The following is a 22,819-nucleotide window of genomic DNA, read 5'->3' as shown; positions in this document are numbered from 1 at the left end:
GTCCCACAACTGCCGTAAGACACGATGCAGTACTAGCATCAGGGCATGCCGTACGCGCCTGAATATCTCCACCTGGTGATCCCGGACGTCCGCTTCGAAGCGTGGCTCTACGGCCGCAACTCCGACGACCCGCTCAAGATGGGCGGCTCCGTCGAAGACCAGCTCATCACCGGCCGCTCGCTCTGCAAGAGCCACGACTGGCGCATCGCCGGAGAGTTCAAGGACACCGACATCTCCGCGAGCCGGCATTCGAAGAAGGCCCGCGGGGACTTCGAGGACCTCCTCGCCACGATCGTCAACGAGCCCGCCCCGGCCGGAGTCCGCCGCATCGTCATCGCCTACAACGCGGCCCGCTACTACCGGGATCTGGAGGCGTACGTCAGGCTGCGCAACGCCTGCCTGAAAGCCAACGTGCTGCTCTGCTACAACGGCCAGGTCTACGACCTCTCCCGCCGCGACGACCGCAAGACCACGGCCATGCACGCCGTGGACGCCGAGGACGAAGCCGAGGGACTGCGCGATCAGAACCTGCGTACGGCCATGCAGCAGGCCGAAGAGGGTTTGCCCCACGGCAAGCTGATCTACGGTTACCTCCGCGAATACGCGGTCGTCGGCGGCCGCAAGCGCTGCATCAAGCAGTACGAGGACCCCGTCAGAGGCCAGTACATCTACAGGGCTCTCGGCCGTGCAGACGCAGACCACTCGATCGGGTCCATCGTGCGCTGGCTCGCCTCCGTGCCTGAGGCTGCCCGCCCAGACGGTGCCCCGTGGAGCAACCGCAACGTCAGGAGCATGCTCCTCAACCGTGCCTACCTCGGCGAGCGCCTCCACCACGGCGACTACCACAAGGGCACGTGGGACCCGATCAAAGGCCTGGAAACGCCCGACGGCCGGGCCATGTTCCTCCGCGTCACAGACAAGCTCACCGCCCCAGGACGCGTAACTCACAGGGGCACCGACCCCGCGCATCTGCTGTCCTTCAACGGGTTGTGCGGCGAATGCGGCGACCACGCTGTCCTCGCCACCTACCCGCACGGCAGCGGCGCCTACACCGTGCTCGGCTGCAAGGACGCACGCAACGTCGCCATCCGGGAGGACGTCGCCGACGCCTTCGTTGAGGAAGCGGTCATCAGCTGGTTCAAGCGGAAGGACGCGGCTCGGGCCGCCCTGGTACCGGACGATGGCGAGGCGACCAAGAAGGCAGAAGAGGCGCAGCGGCTGATCAACGGCTATGAAGAGCAGTTGCGGGAGGCGCGCCAGTTGGCCGCGACGTTCGACTCGGAAACTGGCCGGCCGCAGTTGTCGGTGGCAGCGCTGGCCGCGATGGAGCAGGCGCTCATGCCGCGGTTGGAAGCTGAGCGGAAGAAGCTGGAGGGGCCCAGGGGGGTGTCGCCGTTGCTGCTGCGGTTGCTGACCGCGGAGGATCCAGATGTGGTGTGGAACGGTCGGCCCGCGACGAGAACGCAGCCTGAGGTGCCAGGGCTTTCGCTGGAACAGAAGCGGGAGGTGATCCGGAGTGTGGTGACGGTCAGGCTGCATAAGGCGAGCCGGTTGGGGATGCGGACGCTGGAACCGGGGCGGATCACGCTGTCGTTTGTGGGTGAGCCGGGGTTCCGGAACCGGCCGCTCCGTGTCCCCGGGGCGTCTCGCGCTGCGGGGTCCGGACTGTTTGCTGCTCCTGATTCGGGAAGCGGATGAGGTTCGTCTTCCGCTCGGGCGGCTGGACTTTGCCGTCGACGATCCAGGAGGCGAGTGTGGCCATCGCCTCGTTGACGAGCTGGCCGCGGTCGAGTTCGAACTGCTCGTGCATGGCGGCCCGCTCCTTTTCGAGGCGCTCTCTGTCTGCGGCGCGTTCGGCAGCGAGGTCTCTGTAGAGGCGGCCTTGCTCGTTTTCCAGGGCGGCCTGGGCGGCGATGCAGCGGGTGCGTTCGGCCTGCGCTTCGCGCTGCGCGGCCGCGAGGGCTATGCGTTCGGTGCGGGTGTCGGTGATCCAGCTGTGGAGCACGGTGAGGATGATGACGGCGAGCGCGATCATGCTGAGGACGAATCCCGCGAGGGAGTGTGAGGCTTGATCACGCGATACGCCGTGGATGGTGAGCCCTAGACCTCCGAGCATCATCGCGGCTGCCGTGGTGGCCATGGTGGCCATGGTTCGCGTACTGCTCGTGAGATCCATTTGTACCCCCGCATCACATCTGCGCTGCTGTTCCTCCCCGGTCGGTGCGGTCGTCTGGGGCATCGGGTTCTCGGCGCTTGAGGTGCTCGATGGTGGCGTAGAAGTATTCGCGGTCTACGTCGTCATTGATGCCGAGGCGGTCAGCCGCTTCTTCCGGGGTGAGTGCTGACCTTACCCGCGTTCGGTCAGTTTCGGACAGTGACTGAAGAGTTTCGGGTGACAGAACCCCACCCTCCACAAGGAGGGTGCCCAGGTCGATGCCGGTGACTTCACTGAGGGCGTCGTAAAAGCGGCCGTCCGGTACGGCGCTTCCTTGCCACAGCCGGGTGACGCTGGCTTCCGGCATGCCGGTATCGCGTGCGAATCGCGCCTTGGCGCCGTGGCCTTTGTAGCCGGCCCGCTCGGCAGCTGGCACGACGAGGTCGCGGAATCGCTGCGCGCGTGTGGGGGTCCCCTCGCTCATGTCCGTGGACTCTACCGCCCTAGGTAGGGAGATAGCCAGAAACTTCCTTGCCCGCAAGGGCGCTCATTGCGTCACTGACCTGCATTAACACCGGTCACTCGGGCGAACGAACGCACGTTCGAAAGCAAAGGATTCAAATCCACCCCTCAACCTTCCTTGCGCGCAAGGAAGGTTCATGTAAGAGTCTTCCTCGTGAGCAAGGAACTTCCTGCTACCAGCGACAACCCCTGCCCGCTCCCCACGGAAGGAGGTGACTACGTGTTCCGTCTGGACGTCCCCGCCCTTCTCGCAGTCGTAAAGGCACGCGGAGACCACAGCCAGGCCGCGATCGCCCGCCGCACCGGAATCGCCGAATCGTCCGTATCCCGCTACCTCCGCGGCGAGGCACAGCCTGACCTGAACTGCGCCATGCGACTGGCCGAGCATTACGACCTCGACCTCCGCGGCGTCATAAAGCGCGTCCCCATCGAGGCCGTCGCATGACCCGCGAAGAGCGGCACGCGCTGCTCGGGCCCGACATCGTCGCCCACATCCACGAGTGCGTCGACGCTGCCCCGGACCCCAGTCCCGAGCTCGTCGAAAAACTCCGACGGATCATGACGCGGCCCGGTGGCAGTGTCCCGGCGTCCCGGCCGGCGGTCTCCGCCCGGCCCGCGGCCCGCGCCGCCTGACCCATCACACGCCGAAGGGCCGCTCCGACTGTGCCGGCCTGAGCAGCCCCCGACTCGGCGAACCCCTCATCACAGAAAGAGGTCCCCGTGACCAGTCAGATTACCGAACCCGCCACCCAGGCCGCCGACCTCGTGCAGCGCAACAGCTTCATGACTGCGCTGTCCGTGGCCGAGCAGATCATGAGCGAGACGAGCGTGCTGCCGACCGAGTTCGACGTCGCCGCCCGCCCGTGGGCGCCGGGGGCGCCGGAGCTCCGCTTCTACTTCCACAACGACATGCCGGGGCTGCGGCAGTTCAGGGACGACCAGATGCTGACCGAGTCCATGCGGACGCGTGAGGACGGTTCGGTGTACATCGAGGCCGTTCGGGAGGACGTGCGGGGTGTGCGGGTGGTCGCGTGGACGCTGACGGACGCCGAGGCGTCGGCGGTGGCGGCATGAAGAAGGTCATCCGCGACAACTACCGCGTCGAGATCACCCCGGACACCTGGCGCAACGGACTCAGCCACGACCAGATGCGGGGCCTGCTGGCCGATCTGGAGAAGGCCGTGCAGCGGCACGTCGACGGCGTCGCCGACATGGCGCAGCGGTGGGACACCCGCGAGGAGTGCTCGCACTGCGGTCTGCGGTGGGAGGTCCTGTCCGCGAAGGACGCGGCCAACGAGGACTACCGGCAGGACGAGCACTCGGTCGAGGGTGAGCCTGTCTGCTGCGAGGCGGGGATCAACGAGTTCCGTGCGGAGCGCGGGATCCCGGCGCTGGCCGAGACGGGCGGTGCCGCGTGAACACGAAGCTGGTGAACACTGCGGCGGACGTCATCAATGCGGCGTTGACGCAGAACCGGACGGCGGCGGGTATCGCGCTGTCGCTGGAGTCCGCGCAGCTGCTCATGTCCCCGGAGATCTCGGCGGAACTGAAGGCCTTCCGCTCGCTGGAGTTGGCCGACATCGACGGCCGGGTGTCCGCGTCGTGCCCCGAGCCCGGCCACTCGACGTGGCTGCGGGCGAAGGGCGACGTCCGAGGGTGCCCGTGGTGCCGCGTTGAGGAGTTGCTCGCCGAGCGGCAGACGACGAACGCCGCGCTGGTCGACGTGACGCTGGCGCAGCGTGCGGCGGAGGGGCGTCCGGTGGACGAGGACCCGATCGCGTACGCGCTGACCGAGGCGGCGGAGGCGTCGGCGGACAAGCTGACGCGGCTGCTCGCGCCGACGCAGGCCCTCCGCGAGGACTCGGGCGCCGGGGACGACGCCGAGGTGTTCGTGCCGCGGACGGAGCGGTCGTACTGGGTGGCCATCGCGGACGCCCTGAACGCCGCGCACTCCGTCGGGATGGCGGTGGGGATCGACCTCGACGGCACACTGACCGACCGGAACGCGTGGTCGGTGGTGTGGGACCGGAACGCCGAGCGGTGGACGGTCGCCGGGTACGAGGACGAGGGCGAGATCGCTGATGCCGCCCCACTGACGGTGTTCCGCGCCTCGCACGACTCGATCGGGATGGGCCTGTACACCACCCGCCAGGCGGCATACGAGCACTGCGAGGCGCACGAACTCCGGGACGACCGCGTGTCCCCCATGGCGTGGAACGTCGACGAGGACGGCGTCGCCGAACTGGTCCGCATCCGCATCCCTCGCTCCCCTGGCACGGAGTCGCCGACCGGCTACGTGGTGACCCCGCTGGAGGTCGCCTCCGAGTACGACGAGGAGGCCGACGAGTGAGCGGCCACACGCACACGCTCGCCGAGTGGGCGGCGTTCCTGTCCCTCGGTGCCGGTATCCCCGCCGCGGTGTCGGTCCCGTACTTCCTCCTCGTTGACGCCGAGTGCTGGGCGTGGCCGCGCCCCCTCGTGACCGTGGTGGACCGCGCCGTCCGGTCGGAGGCCCTGTACCTGCTGCTGCGGGAGTGGGACACCGCCCGGCACACCGTGCGCGAGTTCTGCCGGGACGCCGCCGCCCTCCTCATTCTCCTCACCACCTCCCCGAAGGGAGCCATGTCGTGAACCACTCCAGCAAGCCGGGCATGTCGTTCCATCTCGGCGCCGACCACCTCCACGGCGTGCTCCGCGTCGACGAGATCCGCACCGACACCCTCGTCCAGCTCGTCGCCCAGTGGGGGGACCCCGACGTCCGCGACGAGATCCTCGACGCCCTCGACGAGTTGGCGGCGGTCGTCGCCGGTGTGGCTCGTGAGGGCGAGTTGGACGCCGCGGTGGAGCAGGTCGAGGACGTCGCGGGGATGGACACGGCGCAGGTCGCGGTGCAGATCCCGGATGTGCGCCGGATGTTGGCGGAGTTGACGGAGGTCGAGCGGCGTACGTCGCGGTTCTTGCAGCGGGGCGGGTCGCTGATCACGCACCCCGCCGCGAACCCGCAGCCCGAGACCGGCCGGAGGGCGTCGTGAGCGCCCGGGACTGGCTGTACGCCCGCCTCACGGGCGCCCTGATCGACCCGGACCGGGCGAGCGCCGAGCTCGACAACTACCGCACGGAGGTCATCGCGAAAGCCGTCGGCCGGCTGCGGGCGATCCCCGTGCAGTGCACCGCCCTGACCGGGCCAGTCTGGTACGGGGCGGGTTGGCGTGACGCGATCACCTGCCTGGAGGACATCGCCGACTACCAGACGCCGGACGACGAGGCGTACCCGGGCGAACTGCAACGCCTGCGGGCTCACGCTCTGGCGATGCGGGTGGCCGCGCGTAAGGTCGTGATGGGTGATGTGCAGCGGATCGCCTTGGACCACGCGGTGGAGGACGCCAACGCCCGCGACAACGCCAAGGCGGGCGCGCCGGACTTCTTCCAGCCCGGCCGCACCTACGCCAGTGGTGACGACGACTGGCGGTTCCGCTGCGACGCCGTCACCACCCACCCCGACGACGGCGAGCGCACCGCGCTCGGATGGCGCCACTTCCGAGGCGAGTGGGAGGAGTACGCGTACTACGAGGACGACTGGGACGCGCACCAGTTCCACGGCCACATCGACGTGACCGAGGCGGGTGAGACCCAGTGACCGCCGCGATGAAGGACCTCGTCCACCGGCAGCGGCAGGCCGCCCTCAACCAACGCCGCCGCAACCTCCTCACCGCCATGCAAGCCCAGCCCGGCCCGTGGCGGACCGGCGACATCGTCCGCCTCTACCGCGACCGCGGCTGGGGATGCTGCCGGTCCACCGCACGGGGCGATCTCCAGTTCCTGGCCCGTCACGGCTTCCTCGCCGAGCGCGGCCCGGATAACGACCGCTGGTACACGCCGCTGATGGGAGGCCACCGGTGATCCCCCGCATCACGTACGTCCTCGCGGTCCTCGCCGCGGGCTGTGCGGCGGTCGTCGCCGCGAGTCTCCTCCCGATCAGCGACCCGGCGACCGCGTCCGGAGTGTGCATCGTCGCCGGAACCGTCGCCGCCTTCGTCACGCAGATGTTCCTGCCCTGCCCCTGCCACCGAAAGGACGGCCGATCGTGACCAACCGCGCCTACCCCGCCGAGCGCGTGGCCCGGTACATCGAAGCCCTCCAAGGGGCCGACGACTACGCCCAGCTCACCGACCGTCGAGACGTGGAACGCCTCGCCCGCGCCGTGATGGCCGTGGCCGACGACGAGACCGACCCGGTGTACCGCTCCGGCTACCGCACCGGCCGCATCCACGCGGGCTCCGGCGGCTGGGTCCTGAACGAGTTCACGCCCGTGGTCAGCCTCAGCGACGGCACCGACCGGACCGTGACCGAGCTGCGGCACCAGCCGTGCGGCCAGCTCGTGCAGGGCGTCGGCCCCCACAACCTGATCGACCTCATGGCGCTCGCTGCGCAGCACGAGTGCCAGACCACCGGAGAGGACGGGCGCTGATGACGACCGTCGCGCAGGCCGGGGCGACCACCGTCCCGGCCGCCGGCCCGGAACCCATCACCGAGCCCGGCATCTACGACATGACCAACGAGACGTACCACTCCCACCGGTACGCCCTCTCCTCGTCCGGCGCGAGGATGCTCCTCCCCCCGTCCTGCCCGGCCCTCTTCCGGCACGCGCAGGACAACCCCACCGAGACGAAGAAGACCTTCGAGCTCGGCTCCGCCGCCCACAAGCTCGTCCTCGGCGAAGGCCCCGACCTCATCCGCGTCGACGCCGACAAGTGGACCACCACCGCGGTCAAGGCCGAGGTCGCCGCCATCCGCAGCGACGGCAACATCCCGCTCAAGCCCGCCGAATACGAGCAGGTCCAGGCGATGGCCGACGCCCTGCGCCGCCACCCCGTCGCCTCGATGCTCTTCGACCCCGCCCGTGGAAAGCCCGAACAGTCCCTGTTCTGGCGCGACCGGCCGACCGGCGTCATGCGGCGGGCCCGCTTCGACTGGCTGCCCGACGCCCGGTCCGGCCGGCTCATCATCCCCGACTACAAGACCTGCCGATCGGCCGAGCCCGCCGCCCTGGCGCGCGCGGTGGAGGACTTCGGCTACCACCAGCAGGACGACTGGTACCGGGCCGCCGCGCGCGCCCTCGACCTCGCCGACGACAGCGCCGCGTTCGTCTTCGTCTGCCAGGAGAAGACCCCGCCCTACCTGGTGACCGTCGTCGAGATGGACGCCGAGGCCCGCCGCATCGGCGCCGCCCGCAACCGGCGCGCGCTCGAAGTCTTCGCCGAGTGCACCGAGTCCGGGGTGTGGCCCGGCTACAGCAACGAGATCGCCTACCTCTCCCTGCCCACCTGGGCCGCCATCCGTGACACCGAGGAGTACCTGTGAGCTACCCCGCCGAGCGCATGACCCCGGCCGCCGCCCCAGCGAGGGTCGGGCAGGGCACCGCCGTCGAGCAGTCCCGCGCCGTCGCCGAGGTTCAGGCCGCGATCGTCGTCGCCCAGAACTGCCCGCGCGACATCAACGCCGCCATCGCCGAGATGCGCCAGTCCTGCCAGCAACTGTTCCTCGCCGAGCGGGCGTTCTTCCGCTACTCCCGCGGCTCCGGCAACATCACCGGCGCCTCCGTTCACCTCGCCCGCGAGCTGGCCCGCTGCTGGGGCAACATCCAGTACGGCCTCGTCGAGATGCGCCGCGACGACGAGTTCGGCCAGTCCGAGATGCAGGCGTTCGCTTGGGACGTCGAGAAGAACTCCCGCAACAGCTCGACGTTCATCGTCCCGCACAAGAGGGACCAGAAGGGCGGTCCGAAGCAGCTCACCGACATGCGGGACATCTACGAGAACAACGCCAACAACGGCGCCCGACGGGTCCGTGAGGCGATCTTCGCGATCCTCCCGCCGTGGTTCGTCGAGGAGGCCAAGCAGATCTGCACCAAGACGCTGGCCGACGGGGGCGGCAAGCCGCTGCCGCAGCGCATCGCCGACGCGATCCGCGCGTTCGAGGGGATCGGGGTCACGCAGGACCGCATCGAGACGAAGTTGGGCCGGCCGTCGGGGAAGTGGACGGAGCACGACGTTGCGCAGCTTTTGGTGGCGTTCCAGTCGATCAATCGCGGTGAGGTGACGGCGGACGAGGAATTTCCGCTGCCGCGGGTGACGGTCGACGAGATCACGCAGCAGGCGAAGCAGTCGCAGGCCGGTGAGCGGGCGGCGGCGGACTGGCCCGAGACGGCCACGCCCGGCGGTGCCCAGTGAGCGTCAACCACCGCGCCGAAGCCGAGAAGCACCTCAGCCAGGGCTCGTTCGTCAGCAGTCCTGACAAGCCGCACCCCGCCGACCCGGTCGCCACGGACTTCCACCTGCGGATGGCGCAGGTCCACGCCACCCTCGCCGCGGGTGAGACCGCGATGGCGGACACGATCGCGTACCGGCACACGATCAACACGATGCGCTTCGCGCTGATCCGACACGTCGCCGAGGGCCTGGCCCTGAGCGAAGGCGACGAAGCCCACCAGCACGCCCGCGGACTCGCGACCTACCTGGACTCGGTCGGCCTCAACGTCGATAACGCGGTGGACGCCTACATCCAGGACCAGCTCGGCATGGAGCCGCGCGACACGGACCTGTGTCCGACAGAGCGCCGCGCCAAGTGGATCGCCCAGGTCGAGTCCATGCCCACCCCGTGGGACACCGACGGCTCGCCTACCTGACCCCTGCTGGTCGGCCGCCCCGCAAAGAAAGGATCACAAGTGTCCAGTTCGGACCAAAGAGCCCAGGCCGTGATCAGTAAGGCCTGCAACACATGCAGGGAGATCAAGCCTGAGGGCGAGTTCCATAAAGAGCGTTCCAAGCGCCGAGGAATCTGCGCCGCGTGTCGCAGCACCGCCCGCCTCGGCAAGAGGGGCGAGACGCCCGACCAGCGGTTCAGGCGGAAGCTCCGGTGTGAGTACGGGCTCACGGTCGAGCAGTACGAGGCGCTCGTTGCCGCACAGGCAGGCGTCTGTGCCATCTGTGGGAAGGCGCCAGGCACCGGCAAGCGCCTTGCCATCGATCACTGCCATGCCACCGGCGCCGTACGAGCCTTGCTCTGCACCAACTGCAATTTGGCTGTCGGGATCTACGAGAACCGCCAACACGAGGTGTCCAAGTACCTGGCCACCTACGGAGCCGGTAACCCCCTGCTGAAGCACTGACGAATGCGGCCGCCCCGCAGGCGAAGTGCGGGGCGGCCGGCACCCAGCACACCACAGAACTTCTGAACGGAGAAACCGCTATGAGATGGCCTTTCGTCTCCCGCCGCCGCTACGAGGCCGTGGACGCCGACCGTGAACGGCTGCGCGGGGAGCGCGACCAGTTCGCCAAGGACCGCGACGCCTACCGGAAGGCCGCCGAAACCGCGGCCAGCCAGTTCACCGAGGCTGACGAGAAGTACACCGACGCCTGCATCGTCAACGAATGCCTGACGAACGACCTCGCCGCCGCCCGTAAGCAGGTCGCTGAGAGCACGGTCACCGAGTGGCGTGCCAGGGCGGCGGCGGAGAAGCGCCGCGCGGACCAGTTGCAGAAGCGTCTCGACGACGCCGTCGGTTTGGGTGGCGGCCGGATCGAGGACAGCAGCCCCTGGCAGCCCGGCTACAAGGCTTCGAAGGGGGTGGCGTCGTGAGCGACTTTCACGCCGCTGTGGCGTCCACGCTGATGGCTTTCGGTGTCGGCATGACGATGATCGGCCGCGGCTGGGGGACGCGCGGGGAGCATCGCGGGCCGCGCCGGCGTCCGGTCGAGGAGTACGTGCCCGCGGGGGTGCTGATCCCGGCGCTGGCGGTCCACGGGCCGGGCTGGCCGACCGCGGCGTTCCGGTACTGCATCGGCTGCCGCGCGGAGGTGCCGGTCGTCGTCCACGACGGCGCCCACCGCTGCGACGCACACGGCCATGTGACCATCCACATCGGGGGGAACCGATGACCGCCCCTGCTCTGCCCGAGGTTCCGGCCGCCACCACGGCGGCCGGGCCCCGGCTCGACCACGAGCAGCACACCCCGTCCCGCGCTTGCTACCTCCGCGGCTGCCGCCTCCCCGAGTGCAGGGAAGCCGACTACCAGTACATGAGCCGAATCCGGCTCGACCACCACCGCGGCCAGCGCCGCCGCACCGACGCCTCCCAGACCCGACACCACATCGAACTCCTTTTGGCGGCGGGCTGGACCCAGGCACAGATCAGGCGTGCCACAGGCCTCGCCCATCGGGTCGTCGGGTCCGTCCTCGCCGGGCAGCGGGAAGTCGCCAACGACACCGCCCGCGCCATCCTCGCGATCCCCCTCAGCGAGCCCCCGTCCGACACCCGCGACGTGGACGCCACGGGCACCGTGCGCCGCGTCCGCGCCCTCATCGCGATCGGCTGGCCCGTCGCCCAACTCGCCCCCCGCTTCGGCCTGTACGAGACCGCACTCGGGCGTATCGCCCGCGGTGAACTCCCGCACGTCCGCGCCACCACCGCTGGCGCCGTCGCCGTCGCATACCGGCACCTGTCCCGCACCCCCGGCCGCAGTCAGCGGGCTCGCACCCATGCCGCGCAACGTGGCTGGCACGGGCCGGCCGCCTGGGACGAGCACACCATCGACAACCCCGACGCGCGGCCCGACGCGGACCTGCCGGAGCCGGAGCTGACCCGTAACGAGCTCGCCGAGCTGCGCCGTCAGGAGATCGAGCACCTGGCTGGCTTCGGTATCCGCCCGGAGGAGATCGCGGCCCGTCTCGGGATGGGCTTCACCACCGTCACCGACATTCTGCGCGAGTACAGGAGGGCCGCCGTATGAGCGCCTACACCGGATCTGTTCCCGAGACGCGCCGTAAGGCGGACTGGCGCGACAGCGCGCTGTGCGGAGCGGAGGGTGAGGACGCGGAGGACTGGTTCCCCGTTGGCTCCTCCCCGGCCGCGCAGGCCGCGGAGCGCCACGCGAAGGCCGTGTGCTGGACCTGCCCGGTCATGGAGCAGTGCGGGCAGTGGGCGCTCGACACCCGCCAGGCCTACGGCGTGTGGGGCGGGCTGTCCGAGGGCGAGCGGCAGCAGATCTTGCGGCGTCGCGGCGTCAAGGTCCGCTACGTCGAAGACTCCCCGGAGCCCAAGGCGAAGCGGAAGAGCCCGGAGCCGGCCCGCTGCGGCACGAACTCCGGCTACCGCAAGCACCAGAGGGACAAGACGGCGATCTGCGGGCCGTGCCGGCAGGCGCACACGGACGCGGACAACCGGCTCCGGCGGGCGGGCACGTCGCGGGAGCTCGCGGTCTGATGCCTGGCTGGCTTGGCGGTCTCCACATTCGTGCCGGTCAGGTGCCGGTCGCGGATTGGTTGTGCGGGTTGTGTCTCGCGCACCGCCGAGCCACCGGCAAGCAGCGGGTCGCCGATCTCGTCGCCTCCGACCCCACCAGCGCACACCGCACCCAATGCCCCGCCCGGAAGGACGTCTGATGGCCACCAGTTCACAGCGCGGTTGGAACAACGGCCGCCAGCCCGCGCCCGCCTACTACGAGCGGACCAAGCTCACCCCGCAGCAGCGGGACGAGATCCGCCGCCGGATCGCGGACGGCGAGACCGTGACGGCTTTGGCCGTCGAGTTCGGGGTGTCCACGCGGACGATCCGCTCCAACAGCTGAACCCGCCCACACGAAAGCGGCCCGCCGGGCGGAATCCGGCGGGCCACCACAACAGGAGAACACGACATGGACACCCGCGAAGCCTCCACCCTCGTCTTCGACGCCATCTCCTACGCCGTCGCCGGAGACGCCGAACGCGCTGCCGACACCATCACCACCCTCGGCAGCCAGTCCGACGACAACCTCATGTACGGCGCCTGCTGCGCCATCGCCGAGGCCGGGAAGCTCATGCTCCAGAAGATCTACGGCGAGCAGGCCGCGCGCCCGGAGAACGGCGACATGTGGGTCTTCGAGCAGTTGAAGCCCGGCGCCCTCGACGACGACCCGGCGAAGGCGTTCGCGATGCGCTTCCTGGTCGCGTACTGCAACGGCGACACCGCCACCACCCTCGCCCTGTTCCAGACCGCGCTGCACTCCGACGGCTACCAGTACGTCGACTCGGTGTGCGCGCTGCTGGTCGACGTCGCGGGGATCACGCGCCTCGCCATCGATCAGCGCAACACCTGACCCTCCTCCCCGGCGGTCGCCCCCACGGCCGCCACGGGCCCGCCCCGACCACCCCCCGCGGGGCGGGCCCACCCAGCAGAAAGGACCCTGCATGACCGGCATCCCCACCCGCGGCGAAGCCCGCATCCGCCTCCGCGAGAAAGCCGCCCGCCTCTACCTCGAGGGCTGCACCATCCAGTCCACCGCCCGGCAGATCCAACGCTCCTACGGCTGCACCAGGACCCTCCTCCTCGAGGCCGGCGTCCGCTTCCGCAAGCGCGGAGGCCGCCCGTGACCTGCCCCCGATGCGCCGCCCCGACAAGCCCGCACCGCGGGTTCTGCGGAAGCTGCGGCCACCCCGTCGGCCAGTAACCCCGGAGGACCCGATGCCCATACAACCGACTCTCGACGGCACCCTCCCCACCCCGGCCAGCGGCCTCACCTACGCCGAGTGGGCCGATCTCGTCCGGCCCGCATTCGTCGCCGCCGCCCGCACCGGACGGCTCTTCACGAGCTACGAGGTGGCCAAAGACAACGACCTCCCCGAGCCGCCCAACCCGCGCGCCGACTGGGGAAACCTCGTCCTCTCCCTGGTCCGCGACCGGCTCATCGAGCACGTCACGTTCGACCGCTCCAGCCGGCCGACCGGTGAACGATCCGCGGTCGCGGTGTGGAGAGGGACGCGGGCCGCGCAGGCCGGACGGATCGCGTAGGCGCACGACAAAGGCCCCGCAACGGCGGGGCCCGAAGGACAGGAGGAGGACGGTGTCAGGACTCGGCGATGTTCCGGGCCGCGCCGGCATCGCGCTGGCGCTTCTGCCACTCGGCAACCTCGCGCTTGATGTACATGCGCAGGTCGGCGGACCGGGCAATGCCCTTCTCCTCGCAGAGTTGCCCGTACGCGGTCCACGTCTCGTCATCGACACGGATCACGCGCTGCGGAGTCGGGTTGCTGGCCATGACCCCAGCGTAGCGGCTGTCTGCGCATCAGCGATACACCCACCCCCTCTCGCACCTCGCAACGCTATGCACTGTCTATACACCAGAGATACAATGGCGGTGTGTTCGAGGGCAGGCCCAAGAGCCCCGCTCGCGCCTGCCAAGAACCGAGAAACACCAGCGAGAAGAGAGACCACGTGGGGATCCGCCTGATAGTCGAGGTGCTCACCAACGCACCCGAGGCCCTGACGCACAGGGAGAAGCTCCTCCTCGTCGTCCTGGCCGAGGACGCCAACGAAGACACCCGCACCACGTGGAACAGCGTGGAACGCCCCGAGGTCCTGCGCGGAGCCAAGCTGAGCCGCTCGCAGCTCTACGCCGTGCTCAAGTCACTGATCGCCAAGGGCGTGCTCGAAAAGCTCGCGGCCGGCCAGAAGAACGGCACCGCCAAGTACAAGATCTCGAAGTTCCCCGTGTCTCAGTGTCCCGGAATCCCTGACACTGAGCGCCCTCCTCAGTGTCCCAGTTCTCCCGACACTGAGCCGTCTCAGCGTCCCGAAACTCCTGACACTGACGAAAACCCTCAGTGTCCCGAAACTCCTGACACTGACCCGTCTCAGTGTCAGGAAATCCGGGACGTCAGTGTCCCGGAATCCGGGACCCCTACCCCTCTCTTCCCCTCCTCAACTACCCCCTCAGCTAGCAAGCAGGAGGAGCCCGCTCCTGATCGTCTCGGCTACGGCATCCCAGAAATCGCACGCCCACTCGTTGACGGACTCACCGCAGCAGGCGTCGTCGTCCGCTGGCCCTTCACCGGCAACGGCTGGTTTCCCGTCCTCGCCCTGATCGAGAAGAGCGGCGTACCCGCCCTCATCGAGTACGCCGTCAGGACGGCCGCCCGCATGAACGTCGACTCTGCCAAGTACTTCATGCGCGGCTGGGGCGAACTTCCTCCGCTGCCCCCGCCCGGCACCGAGCGCCCCCCGCTGCGCGCGGTGTCCGGCGGCTACCAGCCCTACAAGCAGCCCTCACCCGAGGACTACGCCAACGACCTCGGCTACTTCTGAGGAGCACCCCATGCCCGAACCGCAGTCCTTCGCCGAGAACCGGCCCTCCATGCTCGCCCGCCTCATGGCCGGCATCACCGAACACGCCCCGAACGTCACCGCGGGCCCCATCGACGACACCCCCACCCCCGACGAGCCCGGCCACCCCGAATACCACCGCCGACAGCGCGCCGAATTCGCCCTCACCCGCTGGCAGACCGCAGTCCCCTACCGCTACCGCCAGGCCACCACCGACCACCCGGTGATCCAAGCCTGGGCAGACCGCGCCGCCGCCAACATCCGCGACGCCGGCTTCCTCGTCCTCCACGGCGCCATCGGTACGGGCAAGACGCATCAGGCCTACGGGGCGCTGCGTCGTATCGCCGAAGCCGGCCCCCGCAACTTCCAGATGATCGCCACGACGGCCCCCGACCTGTACGGCCTCCTCCGCCCCGGCGGCAGCGACAAGAGCAGCGAGCACGAGCTGAAGCGGCTGTGCCGCATTCCGCTGCTCCTCCTCGACGACCTCGGCACGGAGAAGCTCTCCGAGTTCACGGAGGAGACCACCACCCGCATCGTCAACTACCGGTACAACGAATCCCTCCCGCTGCTGATCACCACCAACCTGCCCGTCCGCACCGGCCACGCCGCAGCCCCCGACCTCGTCACCCGCCTCGGAGACAGACTCGCCTCCCGCCTCGCACAAACCGCCACCATCGTCAGCTTCGACGGCCCCGACCGCCGCCGCGGACTGAGGAGCGTCCGGTGACCGACGAACCCACCATCGAAGCCGTCCCTACCGAGTACGCCGGCACGACGTTCCGGTCCCGCCTCGAAGCCGACTGGGCACAGACCCTCGACGCCAGCCGCATCAAATGGGCCTACGAGCCCGAGACGATCACCCTCCCCTCCGGGACCGTGTACATCCCCGACTTCTGGCTCCCCGAACTCGGCACGTGGATCGAAGTCAAAGGCCCCGGCATCCCCCGCGTCGAGAAGACGATCGAACTCGCCCAGACCCGCGCCTGCCACTGCGACGGCATCTGCGGGTGCGCGTGGCCCGGAGGCGAACTCATCATCATCGGCCGCCAGTCCATCGGCGTCGCACCCGACCAACGCGGATACCGGCCGCCGACCGGCTACGCCAACTGGGAGACCCCACACGGGCCGTCCACCTACAGCGTCACCTGCACCGCCTGCACGCGCACACAGTGGATCACCCTCCGCCGGCCGTGGCGCTGCCGCGCCTGTAAACGGTCCCTCGAAAAGCAGACCGTGTACCGGCCCATCGACCGCGCGCTGCGGTTCGTCGAGGGCAGCGCCGGGCTCGGCGGCCTGTGGGCGATGCCCGACCTCGACGACGCCTGACCCGTCCCACCACCGACCAGACCGGAGCCCACACATGACCGTCTCGCTCTGCAAGCACAGCCACCCCGTCCAGCCCCCGCACGGATCGATCGTCAATCCCGGCAACTGCGCCGGATGCGGCACCTCCTGGGCCGACGTCCAGCTCGAACTCGACCGGCAGGAGATGCTCCTCCGCCTCGGTACCGCCCACGAGAACGCGTGCGCCTGGTGCAAGCAGACCCGGACCGTGTTCCGGTACGTGCGCGAACAGCAGCCCTGGGATGAGGCCGAGCCGCCCGTCATCTGGCTGTGCGCCCGCGACTGGTCCCGCGCCCGCGAGAACGAGGAGACCACCGGCTTCATCGACCTCTTCGACCGCGGTACCGACGAGCAACTCGCCGCCGGACTGCGAGGCGCCCTGTGAGCCCGCTGGAGCGCCTGCTTCTGGAGGCCATACCCGTCCGGCCCGCACCCCCACCCGACCAACCCCAACCCACCAACCCCCACCACCACTGGACCCCCGAAGAACAAGACCAGCACTGGCACGACCTCTGCACCGCCATCGGCGCCCACAACGAAAAACGCCCCCACCTCCGACCCATCCAACCCGCCGCCTAAGGAAACCCGCCATGACCACCTACCTCGTCGAGTTCGGCCCCGCCTGGCACATCCCCCCAATCACCGTCGACTACAGCGACCCCAACACCGCCGCCCGCACCATCGCCGAACACGCCATCCCGTACCTGCGGCCCATCCTCACCGCCAAGGGCCACCCCGAGTACGCGGACTGCTTCTTCCACACCGACCGCAACCTGACCGTCGGCCAGTTCATGTGGCTGAGCCTCGCAGGCGAGAAGGCCGCACAGTTCTGCCCCGCCCGCCTCACCCCCGCCTGACCTGGGCAACCCGGACACCCATCACAACGAGACGCACCGTCTCGCCACCCACCCGCCACACCCCAGGAGACGACATGACCACACCCGCCCCGCTCACCCCGCAGCAGCTCGACGAGATCGAAGCCCGACGCAAGGCCGCCACCGCCGGACCGTGGGGCGTCTACGTGTACGGCGGCGACAGCCTGATCGAGATCGCCGCCGACCTCGAAGAGACCGGCTGCGGCTACAGCGCCCGCCGCACGATCGCCCGATTCGACGAGGAGCCGCTGGACAACGACCCGACCCACCGGGAGTGGACGGCCGAAGAGGACTGGGCGCAGGTCCAGGCCGACGCCGCGTTCATCGCCCACGCCCCGACCGACGTCAACGCGCTGCTCGCCGAGGTCCGCCGCCTCACCGCCGAACTCGCCGAGGAGAAGGCCAGCCACGACCCGCGCCTGCGCTGCCTCCTCGTGAAGGCCGCCCCCGACAAGGACATGTACATCGGCTGGTCCAACATCTGCGAGATGCCCGCCGGCGTCTGGTCCCGCGAGACCGCGCTGGAGTACGGCTTCCCGCCCTCCCGCCTCGACCGCGCCGACGCCACCGGGACCTCGTCCCACATCGGCGACGGCGCCTGGGACGACCAGGGGTTCATCGCGGAGCAGCGCGGCTGGCTGCGCCGGGACCGGCTCGGGGACTACGCGGTCGAGTACCTCCACGGCGATCGGGAGGCCGCGTTCGCGCTGCTGGAGCCGTTCGACGACGACCCCGCCGCCTCTCCCGCCCCGTGACCGCAAGCCGCCGCCCGCTGGTGCAGCAATCACCAGCGGGCGGCGTGACCCCACCCTGCCACACACCCCGAAGGACCACCGTGACCTATCCCAACCTGCTCACCCCGGAAGAGAAGCTCGCCGACGTCAAGCAGCGCCTCAACATCCCGCGCATCGTCGTCATCTGCGGCTCCACCCGCTTCATGCCGGAGATGGCCGAGGCCGACCTGCGGGAAACCGCGGCCGGCCGGATCGTCGTCAAGCCCGGCTGCAACATGAAGAGCCCGCACCCGCTGTGGGCGGACCCGGTCGAGGCCGAGCGGCTGAAGACCCGTCTGGACGACCTGCACCGGGCGAAGATCCGCATCGCTGACGAGGTGCTGGTGGTCGGGGACTACATCGGCGCGTCGACCACGGCGGAGATCGATTACGCCCGGCAGCTCGGCAAGCCCGTGCGGTTCACGCACCCGGAGGTCGACCCGGGCGAGCCCGCCTTCGCCTGACCACCCCGCCCCTGCCGGCCGTTTCGTGCGGCCGGCCACGAGAGGACTACCGATGACCACCGACCAGACCCCTGACCTGACCGAGCGCCTCGAACGCGGGCGCGCCCAACTCCTCGAAGCGATGTCCGCCGTGAGTGAGGACCGCACCTGCTGCGGCTGGGCCGCCGACTGGGCGCGCACCCTCCACGCCGAGGGCGGCATCTGGGAGACCCTCGGCCGCGCTGTCGGCTGGCCCACCGGCAACTACGACGCCTGGGTGTGGGTGTCGTGGGATGAGGCTGCCGCCCTGTACGGGCACGCCGTCTCGTCTGCTGGCCGTGTGCCCGCCACCGCCCAGACGGCGCTCCGGGACCGCATCCGCCGCGTCCTCTGCGAGCGTGACGGCCAGGGCGCCCTGTGGGGCACCGACATGCTGGAGCCCGACGAGTACGGCGCCGACGCCGACGCGGTCCTCGCGGTGCTGCCCGCGCCCGCCGACCGGGCGGCCACGCTGGATGACGTCGACCTCACCGCCGGTCCGTGTCCCCTCTGCCCGTCCCCCGTCACCCTCCACACTCCGAGCGGGGCCCGCGCGCACTTCACCACCGTGCACCCGGAGCGGCGGATCACCGGCCGTCATGGCGGGCCGTGGCCGCGTCTGCTGGCCGACGACGTGGACGGGAGCCGTCTGGCCGTCGAGGCCGCCGTGCCGGACCGGACCGGCGACGAGACGCAGGCCGAGCCATGGCTCAGCGACTCGGCGCGCATCGGCCGCACGCTCATCTGGTCGTGGTCCGAGATCGGCAAGGGCGAGTACGGCGAGGGCTACCGGGCGGCGCAGGCGGAGGCTCGCGCCCTCCTCGGGGGGCAGCGTGACGCGGACGCCGACGCGCCTGCCGTTGGCGGGGCGCAGCAGCCGACCGTGCCGCCCCTCTGCCGGTGCGGGCACGGGGCGGCCTACCACCAGCCCTGGTGCCGCCTCTGCGCCGAGGACAGCGAACGACCCCCATGCGACGGACACCAGCCGCGGACACGGCAAGCGACGGAGGGACAGGCGGCGCCAGTGATCGCCTACGGGACCATGGACGGGCGCACCCTGCTCTGCCCGGACCACGCCCCCGCCAGCATCGTCGGTACCGGTCTCCTCCCCTTCGAGATCGACGACTTGGAGGACGGCGGCGTGTGCACCGTCTGCGGCGTGGACGTGCTTATCCCGCAGGAGCAGCGGGAGGCCCCTCGTGGCTGAGTTCACATCCGAGACCGTGACCCGCACGATCCGCCGCTGGGTCGTCCCTGCCGCCGACCCCTGGGGTGCAGCCGCCGCCGAGATCGGCAAGGCGTGGGCGGCCGCCGAGTTGGCGTACCGCGAGCACCACGGCATTCCGAAGGAGCAGCCGCTCCACGACGACGCGCTCCGGTTCCACGTCCGCGACGAGGAGATCGTCATCAGCTTCGAGACGGAGGCCCCGCAGTGACCGCAGGGCGGGCGTGGAGGGCGCTCAGTCGCCGCCTGGCGGCCTCGGAGGCGCTGCGGGCACTCCCCCGGAGCCCCCAAGCCCTGACAGTCCCTCACAGGCACCCTCCACGCCCCCGAGCCCGCACACGCCCGCCTGAGCGCCCCGCCGGGGCCCGCACCACCCGAGCCCCGGCACCCGGCCCGCAAGCCGCCACACAACCCGCCACAGCCCCGGAAGGACCCGACATGAGCGACACCGACACCCCCACCCCCGCCATCGGCCAGATCTGGCAGGACAACGACCCGCGCGCCGAAGGGCGGCTCCTGCTGGTCGAGTGGATCGGCGACACCCACGCCACCGTCCGCCCCGTCGCCCTCACCGCAGCCGACGAGCCCGTCCCGCTGCCCGGCTGCCGACAGTCCCGCATCCGCCTCGACCGCTTCCGCCCCACCAGCAACGGCTACCGCTACGTCGGAACCACCCCGTGACCCTCGCCTTGACCGCGGGCACGATCGCCGGCCTCATCTGCCCCGGCCTCTCCCTCACCGCCGCACTCGCCCTCGCCGCCCACGCCATCCGCAACCGGAGGAAACCGTGACCATGCCTGACCCCGACTTCGGCAAGCCCTTCGTCCTCGTCCGCGACACCGACGTATCCGGCGTCTCCGGCACCGGCATCGTCGCCAACGGCATCCTCTGGCCCGACGGGCAAGCCGTCATCCACTGGACCGGCAGCACCTACCCCACCACCACCCCGCACCCCGGCGGCATGGAATCCGTGATCGCCGTCCACGGCCACGGCGGCGCCACCCGCGTCGTCTGGCAGGCCATCGACGGGCCCCCGCACGCCGACTACGCCAGCGCCTGGACCGAACTCGTCGGCTACGTGCAGGAAGCCGTCAACGATGGCGGCCAGATCGACCCCGCACACCTGGCTGCCTACATGCGCGAACTGCGCCGTAAGGCTCTCGCCCCGGCCCGCGAGTGGATCGACCGTGTCGTTCAGCAGCGAGATGGAGGCCAGTCGTGATCGTCGCCCTGGTCGCCGTCCTCGCCGTCGCTGTCGGCTGGTGTATCGGCCACCGCACCGGCCGCCGCCACCGCTTCACCGCCGTCCTCGCCGAGATCACCCGCCACTACGACGACCAGGACGCAGCATGAGCCACCGCATCGAACCCGGCCAGATCTACCGCAGCCTCGGCGACCCCTACCCGTACACCGAGCCCCGCCGCATCAAGGTCGTCGGCGACCCCATCACCACATGGGGCCGCTACGGCTACGGCAAGGTCGACGTCGTCACCCTCACCACGGACGGCCGCGAAATCCGCCGCCGCGCCATCGAAACCAGCCAGCTCCACGCCGGGCCGATCGGCCACCACGGCAGGCCCCTCCGCACCGGCTACGTCCTGGAGGAGTCGTGACCTCCCACCCCATTCCCGAGAACGCCGAACACTGGTGGCTGTGCTGCGGCAAATGGCGCGTCCTCCACGCCATCCCCGGCCGCACCATCACCCGCGAGGCGATGCGCGACTCCATCGACGAGAACGCACCCATCCGCGCCCGCGCCGCCTGCGGACTCCGCCGCCGCTGGTGGATGCCCGGCATCTTCTCCCGCCTCGACCGCAGCCGCTGCGCCGCTTGCTGCGCGACGCTCGGCATCCCGCCCGGCAACGGCACACCCGCGAACGAGAACCACCGCGGCGGGCAGACGATATGACCGGCCCGTCGTCTCCCCGGTCGGAGCACTCGCCCCGGCCGGGCGTCACCTGGAACACGCAGCTGGTCCGCACCGAGACCGTCATCGACGACACCACCCCCGACCCCCAACCCAACCGGGCCGCACGCCGCGCCCACGCACGCGCCAAACGGAAGAAGAACCGATGACCGACCCCGCCGCCCGCCTCGAACAGCTCCGTCAGCAGATGATCCGCGCAGCCACCGCGCCGCCCCCCACCCCGGAAGAACGCGACGCCGACGTGCTCACGGCGCAGCGCCTCCACGCCGCCCGCCCCGGCGTCCCCATCCACCACGTCTACGCCACCCTCCAAGCCCTCCGCGACCTGAGGGCCAACAACCCGGGCCACGAAGACCGGACGCCCCTCAGTCAGCTCACGCAGCCCCAACTCGACCAGATGTACGACGACCTCGACCGGTACGCCGAAGTGGTCGGCGAGATGAACGAGCAGGCCGTCCTCACCGCCAAAAAGCTCGCCGACCAGCAGGCCGAAACCGACCGGCTCACGGCCGAACTCGCCGACTACGACCAGCGCGTCGAACACCTCACCACCGAACTCGCCGCGCTCCGCCAGGTCGCCCGCGGCTACTGCCCCGACTGCGGACGCGGCGACGCAGCCCCCACCGTGGAGGACTGGGAACAGCAGAGGCGGCGCGCCGACCAAGCAGAGGACCTCCTGCGCATCGCGCACGAGACCTCCAACAAGTCCGAGTCGGAACGCGCCCGAGCGGTGCAACGCGCCGAGAACGCCGAGCGAGAGCGGGACACAGCCCGCCAGCACGCCGCTGCGATCGCCGCCCAACGCGACCGCCTCCGCCAACGCATGAACGCGCTCGCCGACCGCTGGGACAACGCCCTCGCCCCCGACAAACCCTACGCCCGCACCCTCCGCGCAGAGATCACCTGTGCCCCGTTCGACCCCGACGGCGCCATGACCGTGCAGGAGTACACCGAACGCGGACGCCGACTGTGGGCGTTCCGCTGCTGGGGCACCGACACCTGCGACGGCTGGCTCGGCCTGGGGCATGACACCCAGACGTCGGCGCTGCTGGAGCGGGAGCGGCACGTGGCCGAAGCGCACGTAGAAGCCGCCCTGACAGCATCCGAAGCCGCCCTCGCCCGCGTCCGCGCCCTCGTCGATGAGTACCCCGCCGGCATCGACACCGCCCACCTCGAAGCCGCACTCGACACCACCACGCTGCGCCCGGCAGCGACCCGGACGGCGGAGCACCGCTACCTGTCCACCGGCTGCCTCCACGGCGAACACGACTACTGCTCGAACACCGGCGGGATCGCCGGGCCGAAGAAGCCCGCACAGTGCAAGTTCTGCTCGGCCCACTGCCAATGCCCCTGCCACACCACCAGCAAGGAGAACTGA

The 22,819-nt window shown here is 70.2% G+C and carries 42 protein-coding genes and 1 pseudogene; 40 read left to right on the top strand and 3 right to left on the bottom strand.

Annotated elements, in window-relative coordinates; all coding sequences use genetic code 11:
* Positions 1 to 45 precede the first annotated feature (45 nt).
* Complete coding sequence (locus ACIP67_RS40685; RefSeq protein WP_401699139.1) at positions 46 to 1,698, top strand: recombinase family protein; 1,653 nt, start codon at positions 46 to 48, stop codon at positions 1,696 to 1,698.
* Here ACIP67_RS40685 and ACIP67_RS40680 read toward each other — a convergent pair.
* Together ACIP67_RS40680 and ACIP67_RS40675 are read right to left on the bottom strand one after the other, a co-directional pair.
* Positions 1,583 to 2,140 (bottom strand): hypothetical protein, encoded by a 558-nt coding sequence (locus ACIP67_RS40680; RefSeq protein ID WP_401699137.1) that lies wholly within the window; start codon positions 2,138 to 2,140, stop codon positions 1,583 to 1,585. The genes ACIP67_RS40685 and ACIP67_RS40680 overlap by 116 nt on opposite strands.
* A 49-nt stretch (positions 2,141 to 2,189) precedes the next feature.
* Positions 2,190 to 2,639: a hypothetical protein gene (locus tag ACIP67_RS40675; protein ID WP_401699135.1), complete on the bottom strand. Its 450-nt coding sequence runs from the start codon at positions 2,637 to 2,639 to the stop codon at positions 2,190 to 2,192.
* Positions 2,640 to 2,897: 258 nt separating this feature from the next.
* On the opposite strand from ACIP67_RS40675, the gene ACIP67_RS40670 reads away from it, so the two are divergent.
* The 23 genes and pseudogenes from ACIP67_RS40670 (at position 2,898) to ACIP67_RS40560 (ending at position 13,501) form a co-directional block, all read left to right on the top strand.
* The gene (locus ACIP67_RS40670) at positions 2,898 to 3,122 is read left to right on the top strand and encodes a helix-turn-helix domain-containing protein (protein WP_401699132.1); all 225 of its coding nucleotides are present in this window, start codon (positions 2,898 to 2,900) and stop codon (positions 3,120 to 3,122) included.
* The gene (locus ACIP67_RS40665; RefSeq protein ID WP_401699129.1) at positions 3,119 to 3,310 is read left to right on the top strand and encodes a hypothetical protein; all 192 of its coding nucleotides are present in this window, start codon (positions 3,119 to 3,121) and stop codon (positions 3,308 to 3,310) included. Before ACIP67_RS40670 ends, ACIP67_RS40665 begins: the two co-directional genes overlap by 4 nt.
* Before the next feature lie 87 nt (positions 3,311 to 3,397).
* A complete protein-coding gene (locus tag ACIP67_RS40660) occupies positions 3,398 to 3,751 on the top strand; it encodes a hypothetical protein (RefSeq protein WP_401699126.1) in 354 nt (117 codons plus the stop codon).
* Positions 3,748 to 4,095: a hypothetical protein gene (locus ACIP67_RS40655; protein ID WP_401699124.1), complete on the top strand. Its 348-nt coding sequence runs from the start codon at positions 3,748 to 3,750 to the stop codon at positions 4,093 to 4,095. The genes ACIP67_RS40660 and ACIP67_RS40655 overlap by 4 nt, the downstream gene beginning before the upstream one ends.
* Entirely contained in the window at positions 4,092 to 5,027 is a 936-nt protein-coding gene (locus ACIP67_RS40650) for a hypothetical protein (RefSeq protein WP_401699122.1), read from the top strand. The genes ACIP67_RS40655 and ACIP67_RS40650 overlap by 4 nt, the downstream gene beginning before the upstream one ends.
* Positions 5,024 to 5,308 (top strand): hypothetical protein, encoded by a 285-nt coding sequence (locus ACIP67_RS40645; RefSeq protein ID WP_401699120.1) that lies wholly within the window; start codon positions 5,024 to 5,026, stop codon positions 5,306 to 5,308. Before ACIP67_RS40650 ends, ACIP67_RS40645 begins: the two co-directional genes overlap by 4 nt.
* Positions 5,305 to 5,709 carry a hypothetical protein gene (locus ACIP67_RS40640; RefSeq protein ID WP_401699117.1) on the top strand — a complete coding sequence of 135 codons (405 nt, stop codon included), beginning with the start codon at positions 5,305 to 5,307 and terminating at the stop codon, positions 5,707 to 5,709. The genes ACIP67_RS40645 and ACIP67_RS40640 overlap by 4 nt, the downstream gene beginning before the upstream one ends.
* Entirely contained in the window at positions 5,706 to 6,314 is a 609-nt protein-coding gene (locus ACIP67_RS40635) for a hypothetical protein (RefSeq protein ID WP_401699115.1), read from the top strand. The genes ACIP67_RS40640 and ACIP67_RS40635 overlap by 4 nt, the downstream gene beginning before the upstream one ends.
* The gene (locus ACIP67_RS40630) at positions 6,311 to 6,577 is read left to right on the top strand and encodes a hypothetical protein (RefSeq protein ID WP_401699112.1); all 267 of its coding nucleotides are present in this window, start codon (positions 6,311 to 6,313) and stop codon (positions 6,575 to 6,577) included. The genes ACIP67_RS40635 and ACIP67_RS40630 overlap by 4 nt, the downstream gene beginning before the upstream one ends.
* Positions 6,574 to 6,765, top strand: coding sequence for a hypothetical protein (locus ACIP67_RS40625; RefSeq protein WP_401699110.1), 192 nt, complete (start codon positions 6,574 to 6,576; stop codon positions 6,763 to 6,765). The genes ACIP67_RS40630 and ACIP67_RS40625 overlap by 4 nt, the downstream gene beginning before the upstream one ends.
* A complete protein-coding gene (locus ACIP67_RS40620) occupies positions 6,762 to 7,145 on the top strand; it encodes a hypothetical protein (protein ID WP_401699108.1) in 384 nt (127 codons plus the stop codon). Before ACIP67_RS40625 ends, ACIP67_RS40620 begins: the two co-directional genes overlap by 4 nt.
* A complete protein-coding gene (locus ACIP67_RS40615; RefSeq protein WP_401699106.1) occupies positions 7,145 to 8,038 on the top strand; it encodes a PD-(D/E)XK nuclease-like domain-containing protein in 894 nt (297 codons plus the stop codon). Before ACIP67_RS40620 ends, ACIP67_RS40615 begins: the two co-directional genes overlap by 1 nt.
* A complete protein-coding gene (locus ACIP67_RS40610; RefSeq protein WP_401699103.1) occupies positions 8,035 to 8,907 on the top strand; it encodes a hypothetical protein in 873 nt (290 codons plus the stop codon). The genes ACIP67_RS40615 and ACIP67_RS40610 overlap by 4 nt, the downstream gene beginning before the upstream one ends.
* Positions 8,904 to 9,362 (top strand): hypothetical protein, encoded by a 459-nt coding sequence (locus tag ACIP67_RS40605; protein WP_401699101.1) that lies wholly within the window; start codon positions 8,904 to 8,906, stop codon positions 9,360 to 9,362. The genes ACIP67_RS40610 and ACIP67_RS40605 overlap by 4 nt, the downstream gene beginning before the upstream one ends.
* A gap of 69 nt (positions 9,363 to 9,431) precedes the next feature.
* A complete protein-coding gene (locus tag ACIP67_RS40600) occupies positions 9,432 to 9,845 on the top strand; it encodes an endonuclease VII domain-containing protein (RefSeq protein WP_401699099.1) in 414 nt (137 codons plus the stop codon).
* Between the two features lie 80 nt (positions 9,846 to 9,925).
* Positions 9,926 to 10,315, top strand: a complete 390-nt coding sequence (locus ACIP67_RS40595) for a hypothetical protein (protein ID WP_401699097.1) — start codon at positions 9,926 to 9,928, stop codon at positions 10,313 to 10,315.
* Positions 10,312 to 10,614, top strand: a complete 303-nt coding sequence (locus ACIP67_RS40590) for a hypothetical protein (protein WP_401699094.1) — start codon at positions 10,312 to 10,314, stop codon at positions 10,612 to 10,614. Before ACIP67_RS40595 ends, ACIP67_RS40590 begins: the two co-directional genes overlap by 4 nt.
* Positions 10,611 to 11,465: a hypothetical protein gene (locus tag ACIP67_RS40585; protein WP_401699092.1), complete on the top strand. Its 855-nt coding sequence runs from the start codon at positions 10,611 to 10,613 to the stop codon at positions 11,463 to 11,465. The genes ACIP67_RS40590 and ACIP67_RS40585 overlap by 4 nt, the downstream gene beginning before the upstream one ends.
* Positions 11,462 to 11,731, top strand: a pseudogene (locus ACIP67_RS40580) (WhiB family transcriptional regulator); the annotation flags it as partial. The gene ACIP67_RS40585 and the pseudogene ACIP67_RS40580, both read left to right, overlap by 4 nt.
* 385 nt (positions 11,732 to 12,116) lie before the next feature.
* Positions 12,117 to 12,302: a helix-turn-helix domain-containing protein gene (locus ACIP67_RS40575; RefSeq protein WP_401699090.1), complete on the top strand. Its 186-nt coding sequence runs from the start codon at positions 12,117 to 12,119 to the stop codon at positions 12,300 to 12,302.
* 66 nt (positions 12,303 to 12,368) lie between these two features.
* A complete protein-coding gene (locus ACIP67_RS40570; RefSeq protein WP_401699087.1) occupies positions 12,369 to 12,809 on the top strand; it encodes a hypothetical protein in 441 nt (146 codons plus the stop codon).
* A 91-nt stretch (positions 12,810 to 12,900) separates the two neighbouring features.
* Complete coding sequence (locus ACIP67_RS40565; RefSeq protein ID WP_401699085.1) at positions 12,901 to 13,083, top strand: helix-turn-helix domain-containing protein; 183 nt, start codon at positions 12,901 to 12,903, stop codon at positions 13,081 to 13,083.
* A 91-nt stretch (positions 13,084 to 13,174) separates the two neighbouring features.
* Entirely contained in the window at positions 13,175 to 13,501 is a 327-nt protein-coding gene (locus ACIP67_RS40560; RefSeq protein ID WP_401699082.1) for a hypothetical protein, read from the top strand.
* A gap of 55 nt (positions 13,502 to 13,556) precedes the next feature.
* On the opposite strand, the gene ACIP67_RS40555 is transcribed toward ACIP67_RS40560, so the two are convergent.
* Complete coding sequence (locus tag ACIP67_RS40555; protein ID WP_401699080.1) at positions 13,557 to 13,748, bottom strand: hypothetical protein; 192 nt, start codon at positions 13,746 to 13,748, stop codon at positions 13,557 to 13,559.
* 101 nt (positions 13,749 to 13,849) lie between these two features.
* Here ACIP67_RS40555 and ACIP67_RS40550 point away from each other — a divergent pair, with 101 nt between their 5' ends.
* From ACIP67_RS40550 to ACIP67_RS40475, 16 genes are all read left to right on the top strand, one after another.
* A complete protein-coding gene (locus ACIP67_RS40550; RefSeq protein WP_401699078.1) occupies positions 13,850 to 14,794 on the top strand; it encodes a hypothetical protein in 945 nt (314 codons plus the stop codon).
* Positions 14,795 to 14,804: 10 nt separating this feature from the next.
* Positions 14,805 to 15,542: an ATP-binding protein gene (locus ACIP67_RS40545; RefSeq protein WP_401699075.1), complete on the top strand. Its 738-nt coding sequence runs from the start codon at positions 14,805 to 14,807 to the stop codon at positions 15,540 to 15,542.
* Positions 15,539 to 16,141, top strand: coding sequence for a hypothetical protein (locus ACIP67_RS40540; protein ID WP_401699073.1), 603 nt, complete (start codon positions 15,539 to 15,541; stop codon positions 16,139 to 16,141). The genes ACIP67_RS40545 and ACIP67_RS40540 overlap by 4 nt, the downstream gene beginning before the upstream one ends.
* Positions 16,142 to 16,175: 34 nt before the next feature.
* Positions 16,176 to 16,544, top strand: coding sequence for a hypothetical protein (locus ACIP67_RS40535; RefSeq protein WP_401699071.1), 369 nt, complete (start codon positions 16,176 to 16,178; stop codon positions 16,542 to 16,544).
* A gap of 205 nt (positions 16,545 to 16,749) precedes the next feature.
* On the top strand, positions 16,750 to 17,016 hold the full coding sequence (locus tag ACIP67_RS40530) for a hypothetical protein (protein ID WP_401699068.1): 267 nt from the start codon (positions 16,750 to 16,752) through the stop codon (positions 17,014 to 17,016).
* 74 nt (positions 17,017 to 17,090) lie between these two features.
* Positions 17,091 to 17,789: a hypothetical protein gene (locus tag ACIP67_RS40525; protein WP_401699066.1), complete on the top strand. Its 699-nt coding sequence runs from the start codon at positions 17,091 to 17,093 to the stop codon at positions 17,787 to 17,789.
* An 80-nt stretch (positions 17,790 to 17,869) separates the two neighbouring features.
* On the top strand, positions 17,870 to 18,271 hold the full coding sequence (locus ACIP67_RS40520) for a hypothetical protein (protein ID WP_401699064.1): 402 nt from the start codon (positions 17,870 to 17,872) through the stop codon (positions 18,269 to 18,271).
* 52 nt (positions 18,272 to 18,323) lie between these two features.
* Entirely contained in the window at positions 18,324 to 19,496 is a 1,173-nt protein-coding gene (locus ACIP67_RS40515) for a hypothetical protein (protein ID WP_401699062.1), read from the top strand.
* Positions 19,489 to 19,725 (top strand): hypothetical protein, encoded by a 237-nt coding sequence (locus ACIP67_RS40510; RefSeq protein ID WP_401699060.1) that lies wholly within the window; start codon positions 19,489 to 19,491, stop codon positions 19,723 to 19,725. The genes ACIP67_RS40515 and ACIP67_RS40510 overlap by 8 nt, the downstream gene beginning before the upstream one ends.
* A 227-nt stretch (positions 19,726 to 19,952) precedes the next feature.
* Entirely contained in the window at positions 19,953 to 20,195 is a 243-nt protein-coding gene (locus ACIP67_RS40505; RefSeq protein ID WP_401699057.1) for a hypothetical protein, read from the top strand.
* 112 nt (positions 20,196 to 20,307) lie between these two features.
* Positions 20,308 to 20,736 (top strand): hypothetical protein, encoded by a 429-nt coding sequence (locus ACIP67_RS40500; RefSeq protein ID WP_401699056.1) that lies wholly within the window; start codon positions 20,308 to 20,310, stop codon positions 20,734 to 20,736.
* Complete coding sequence (locus ACIP67_RS40495; RefSeq protein ID WP_401699053.1) at positions 20,733 to 20,867, top strand: hypothetical protein; 135 nt, start codon at positions 20,733 to 20,735, stop codon at positions 20,865 to 20,867. The genes ACIP67_RS40500 and ACIP67_RS40495 overlap by 4 nt, the downstream gene beginning before the upstream one ends.
* Positions 20,864 to 21,127, top strand: coding sequence for a hypothetical protein (locus ACIP67_RS40490; RefSeq protein ID WP_401699051.1), 264 nt, complete (start codon positions 20,864 to 20,866; stop codon positions 21,125 to 21,127). Before ACIP67_RS40495 ends, ACIP67_RS40490 begins: the two co-directional genes overlap by 4 nt.
* A complete protein-coding gene (locus ACIP67_RS40485) occupies positions 21,124 to 21,423 on the top strand; it encodes a hypothetical protein (RefSeq protein WP_401699049.1) in 300 nt (99 codons plus the stop codon). Before ACIP67_RS40490 ends, ACIP67_RS40485 begins: the two co-directional genes overlap by 4 nt.
* A complete protein-coding gene (locus tag ACIP67_RS40480) occupies positions 21,420 to 21,590 on the top strand; it encodes a hypothetical protein (RefSeq protein WP_401699046.1) in 171 nt (56 codons plus the stop codon). Before ACIP67_RS40485 ends, ACIP67_RS40480 begins: the two co-directional genes overlap by 4 nt.
* Positions 21,587 to 22,819 (top strand): hypothetical protein, encoded by a 1,233-nt coding sequence (locus ACIP67_RS40475; RefSeq protein ID WP_401699043.1) that lies wholly within the window; start codon positions 21,587 to 21,589, stop codon positions 22,817 to 22,819. The genes ACIP67_RS40480 and ACIP67_RS40475 overlap by 4 nt, the downstream gene beginning before the upstream one ends.

The organism is Streptomyces sp. NPDC088812 (assembly GCF_044750285.1).
Taxonomy (GTDB): domain Bacteria; phylum Actinomycetota; class Actinomycetes; order Streptomycetales; family Streptomycetaceae; genus Streptomyces.
Note: the sequence above shows the minus strand (reverse complement) of the source record. Positions and strands in the feature narration are given on the sequence as shown.

Coding starts and splice junctions, on each gene's coding strand:
- ACIP67_RS40575 (WP_401699090.1), top strand. CDS start 12,117: ATGGCCACCAGTTCACAGCGCGGTTGGAACAACGGCCGCCAGCCCGCG.
- ACIP67_RS40515 (WP_401699062.1), top strand. CDS start 18,324: ATGACCACCGACCAGACCCCTGACCTGACCGAGCGCCTCGAACGCGGG.
- ACIP67_RS40570 (WP_401699087.1), top strand. CDS start 12,369: ATGGACACCCGCGAAGCCTCCACCCTCGTCTTCGACGCCATCTCCTAC.
- ACIP67_RS40480 (WP_401699046.1), top strand. CDS start 21,420: ATGACCGGCCCGTCGTCTCCCCGGTCGGAGCACTCGCCCCGGCCGGGC.
- ACIP67_RS40505 (WP_401699057.1), top strand. CDS start 19,953: ATGAGCGACACCGACACCCCCACCCCCGCCATCGGCCAGATCTGGCAG.
- ACIP67_RS40500 (WP_401699056.1), top strand. CDS start 20,308: ATGCCTGACCCCGACTTCGGCAAGCCCTTCGTCCTCGTCCGCGACACC.
- ACIP67_RS40675 (WP_401699135.1), bottom strand. CDS start 2,639: ATGAGCGAGGGGACCCCCACACGCGCGCAGCGATTCCGCGACCTCGTC.
- ACIP67_RS40680 (WP_401699137.1), bottom strand. CDS start 2,140: ATGGCCACCACGGCAGCCGCGATGATGCTCGGAGGTCTAGGGCTCACC.
- ACIP67_RS40615 (WP_401699106.1), top strand. CDS start 7,145: ATGACGACCGTCGCGCAGGCCGGGGCGACCACCGTCCCGGCCGCCGGC.
- ACIP67_RS40475 (WP_401699043.1), top strand. CDS start 21,587: ATGACCGACCCCGCCGCCCGCCTCGAACAGCTCCGTCAGCAGATGATC.
- ACIP67_RS40490 (WP_401699051.1), top strand. CDS start 20,864: ATGAGCCACCGCATCGAACCCGGCCAGATCTACCGCAGCCTCGGCGAC.
- ACIP67_RS40655 (WP_401699124.1), top strand. CDS start 3,748: ATGAAGAAGGTCATCCGCGACAACTACCGCGTCGAGATCACCCCGGAC.
- ACIP67_RS40530 (WP_401699068.1), top strand. CDS start 16,750: ATGACCACCTACCTCGTCGAGTTCGGCCCCGCCTGGCACATCCCCCCA.
- ACIP67_RS40665 (WP_401699129.1), top strand. CDS start 3,119: ATGACCCGCGAAGAGCGGCACGCGCTGCTCGGGCCCGACATCGTCGCC.
- ACIP67_RS40525 (WP_401699066.1), top strand. CDS start 17,091: ATGACCACACCCGCCCCGCTCACCCCGCAGCAGCTCGACGAGATCGAA.
- ACIP67_RS40585 (WP_401699092.1), top strand. CDS start 10,611: ATGACCGCCCCTGCTCTGCCCGAGGTTCCGGCCGCCACCACGGCGGCC.
- ACIP67_RS40565 (WP_401699085.1), top strand. CDS start 12,901: ATGACCGGCATCCCCACCCGCGGCGAAGCCCGCATCCGCCTCCGCGAG.
- ACIP67_RS40595 (WP_401699097.1), top strand. CDS start 9,926: ATGAGATGGCCTTTCGTCTCCCGCCGCCGCTACGAGGCCGTGGACGCC.
- ACIP67_RS40535 (WP_401699071.1), top strand. CDS start 16,176: ATGACCGTCTCGCTCTGCAAGCACAGCCACCCCGTCCAGCCCCCGCAC.
- ACIP67_RS40555 (WP_401699080.1), bottom strand. CDS start 13,748: ATGGCCAGCAACCCGACTCCGCAGCGCGTGATCCGTGTCGATGACGAG.
- ACIP67_RS40560 (WP_401699082.1), top strand. CDS start 13,175: ATGCCCATACAACCGACTCTCGACGGCACCCTCCCCACCCCGGCCAGC.
- ACIP67_RS40545 (WP_401699075.1), top strand. CDS start 14,805: ATGCCCGAACCGCAGTCCTTCGCCGAGAACCGGCCCTCCATGCTCGCC.
- ACIP67_RS40685 (WP_401699139.1), top strand. CDS start 46: ATGCCGTACGCGCCTGAATATCTCCACCTGGTGATCCCGGACGTCCGC.